General features: G+C 54.7%; 1 tRNA gene and 2 rRNA genes. All 3 read left to right on the forward strand.

Annotated features, from left to right (window positions below):
• The first annotated feature begins 28 nt into the window (after positions 1-28).
• The 3 genes from FFS08_RS23180 (at position 29) to FFS08_RS23190 (ending at position 3,182) form a co-directional block, all read left to right on the forward strand.
• Positions 29-2,819: ribosomal RNA gene (locus FFS08_RS23180) — 23S ribosomal RNA — on the forward strand.
• Positions 2,820-2,921: 102 nt separating this feature from the next.
• Positions 2,922-3,036: ribosomal RNA gene (gene rrf, locus FFS08_RS23185) — 5S ribosomal RNA — on the forward strand.
• A gap of 69 nt (positions 3,037-3,105) precedes the next feature.
• Positions 3,106-3,182, forward strand: a tRNA-Met gene (locus FFS08_RS23190).
• The last annotated feature ends 198 nt before the right edge of the window (positions 3,183-3,380 follow it).

Below are 3,380 nucleotides of genomic sequence, written 5' to 3' on the forward strand. Positions count from 1 at the left end.
CAGTGTTGTCGTTGGTGGTGTGGACTCTCAAGCGTGAGGTAAGGGCAATTGGTGGATGCCTTGGCGCATACAGGCGATGAAGGACGTGGCACGCTGCGATAAGCGTGGGGGAGCCGTGAGCAGGCTTTGATCCCACGATTTCCGAATGGGGAAACCCACCTAATCCGATTATTTCGCCCGTCAGAGATGACGGACGGAGTAATTGGAAAAAGGTATCACTTAGCTGAATAAAATAGGCTTCGTGAAGCGAACCCGGCGAACTGAAACATCTCAGTAACCGGAGGAAAAGACATCAACCGAGATTCCGTTAGTAGTGGCGAGCGAACGCGGACCAGGCCAGTGCTTCTAATTCAACTAGCAGAACAGTCTGGAAAGGCTGACCATAGCGGGTGACAGTCCCGTATGCGAAAGTGATGTTAGAAGACTCGAGTAGGGCGGGACACGTGTAATCCTGTCTGAACATGGGGGGACCACCCTCCAAGCCTAAATACTCGTATGCGACCGATAGCGAACTAGTACCGTGAGGGAAAGGTGAAAAGCACCCCGATGAGGGGAGTGAAACAGTACCTGAAACCGATTGCCTACAAGCAGTGGGAGCCTCTTTATGGGGTGACCGCGTACCTCTTGCATAATGGGTCTGTGACTTAATGTATCAAGCAAGCTTAAGCCGATAGGTGTAGGCGCAGCGAAAGCGAGTCTGAATAGGGCGATTTAGTTTGATGTATTAGACCCGAAACCCGGCGATCTAGGCATGACCAGGATGAAGGTGGGGTAACACCCACTGGAGGTCCGAACCGATTAACGTTGAAAAGTTACCGGATGAGTTGTGTTTAGGGGTGAAAGGCCAATCAAGCCGGGAAATAGCTGGTTCTCCGCGAAAACTATTGAGGTAGTGCCTCGGATGAACACCCTAGGGGGTAGAGCACTGGATGGATGCGGGGGTCGCGAGATCTACCAATTCTAACCAAACTCCGAATACCTAGGAGTGATATCCGGGAGACAGACGGCGGGTGCTAAGGTCCGTCGTCAAAAGGGAAACAGCCCTGACCTACAGCTAAGGTCCCCAAGTCACGTCTAAGTGGGAAAGCATGTGGGAATCCCAAAACAACCAGGAGGTTGGCTTAGAAGCAGCCATCCTTTAAAGAAAGCGTAACAGCTCACTGGTCTAAACAAGGGTTCCTGCGGCGAAGATGTAACGGGGCTCAAGACGTGCACCGAAGCTTAGGGTGTGGATTTATCCACGCGGTAGCGGAGCGTTCCGTAAGCCTGTGAAGCGATCTGGTAATGGGTCGTGGAGGTATCGGAAGTGCGAATGCAGACATGAGTAGCGATAAAAAGGGTGAGATGCCCTTTCGCCGAAAGACCAAGGGTTCCTGCGCAAGGCTAATCCGCGCAGGGTGAGCCGGCCCCTAAGACGAGCCCGAAGGGGGTAGTCGATGGGAACCACGTTAATATTCGTGGGCCTGGTGGTGTGTGACGGATGGTGTGTGTTGTATGCTCTTAACGGATTGAGCATGCTTCGAAGCTGTCCCGGGAAATAGCCCCACCGTATAGACCGTACCCGAAACCGACACAGGTGGTCAGGTAGAGTATACCAAGGCGCTTGAGAGAAGTGTCCTGAAGGAACTCGGCAAATTGCCTCCGTACCTTCGGAAGAAGGAGGCCCTCACATTGCGCAAGCAGTATGAGGGGGCACAGGCCAGGGGGTAGCGACTGTTTAGCAAAAACACAGGGCTCTGCTAAGTCGGCTTCAAGACGACGTATAGGGTCTGACGCCTGCCCGGTGCCTGAAGGTTAAGTGGAGGGGTGCAAGCTCCGAAATGAAGCCCAGGTAAACGGCGGCCGTAACTATAACGGTCCTAAGGTAGCGAAATTCCTTGTCGGGTAAGTTCCGACCTGCACGAATGGCGTAACGACTTCCCCACTGTCTCCAGGACATGCTCAGCGAAATTGAATTCTCCGTGAAGATGCGGAGTACCCGCGGTTAGACGGAAAGACCCCGTGCACCTTTACTGCAGCTTCAGAGTGGCATTGGAAAATAACTGTGTAGCATAGGTGGGAGGCTTTGAAGCACCGGCGCCAGCTGGTGTGGAGCCATAGGTGAAATACCACCCTGTTGTTTTTTAATGTCTAACCTCGATCCATGAAACTGGATCAGGGACCCTCTGTGGCGGGTAGTTTGACTGGGGCGGTCGCCTCCTAAAGAGTAACGGAGGCGCGCGAAGGTTGGCTCAGATCGGTTGGAAACCGATTGTTAGAGTGCAATGGCATAAGCCAGCCTGACTGCGAGACTGACAAGTCGAGCAGAGACGAAAGTCGGTCATAGTGATCCGGTGGTCCCTCGTGGAAGGGCCATCGCTCAACGGATAAAAGGTACGCCGGGGATAACAGGCTGATAACCCCCAAGAGCTCATATCGACGGGGTTGTTTGGCACCTCGATGTCGGCTCATCACATCCTGGGGCTGGAGCAGGTCCCAAGGGTTTGGCTGTTCGCCAATTAAAGTGGTACGTGAGCTGGGTTCAGAACGTCGCGAGACAGTTTGGTCCCTATCTGCCGTGGGCGTCGAAATTTGAGAGGAGTTGACCCTAGTACGAGAGGACCGGGTTGAACATACCTCTGGTGTACCTGTCGTCGTGCCAACGGCGCAGCAGGGTAGCTATGTATGGACGGGATAACCGCTGAAAGCATCTAAGCGGGAAGCCTCCCTCGAGATAAGATTTCTTAGGACGGTCGAAGACCACGACCTTGATAGGCCGGATGTGGAAGCGCGGTAACGTGTGGAGCTAACCGGTCCTAATTGTCCTATTCGCGCTTGATGAGTCCCACCATCAACGTCAGCCCTGGCTGGCGTAGGATGGATGATACATCCAAGCCTTGGTGCACCGATTTGAAAAACTTCCCGCCACACCGGCTTCATTGCTTGGTGGCTATGGCGTCTGTGACCCACCCGATCCCATCCCGAACTCGGCCGTGAAACCAGACTGCGCCGATGGTACTATCGCTTAAGCGATGGAAGAGTAGGTCGCCGCCAGGCATTGCAGCCCGTGTGCGCAGGAAAAACCCATTCACATTGTCCCTCTCGCGGATACCAACACGCCTTTGGCGCGGGATGGAGCAGCCCGGTAGCTCGTCAGGCTCATAACCTGAAGGTCGTAGGTTCAAATCCTACTCCCGCAACCATACACACACAAAACCCCGCACGGTCCAGCGACCAGGCGGGGTTTTTCTTTGCCCGATTTCCTCGACCAAACATCCGCTCGAGGAAGGCAATCCGCCGCCCACGAACGCGCAACAGGATCTCGCCGCCAAAGACCTCGCCGCCGCTCAGATGGCTCGGGGAACGGCTCGGATCGGCGCCCAGGCCGGTCATTCAGCCGC

Source organism: Sphingomonas sp. 1F27F7B, assembly GCF_005503355.1.
In the GTDB taxonomy this organism is placed as follows: Bacteria; Pseudomonadota; Alphaproteobacteria; order Sphingomonadales; family Sphingomonadaceae; genus Sphingomonas.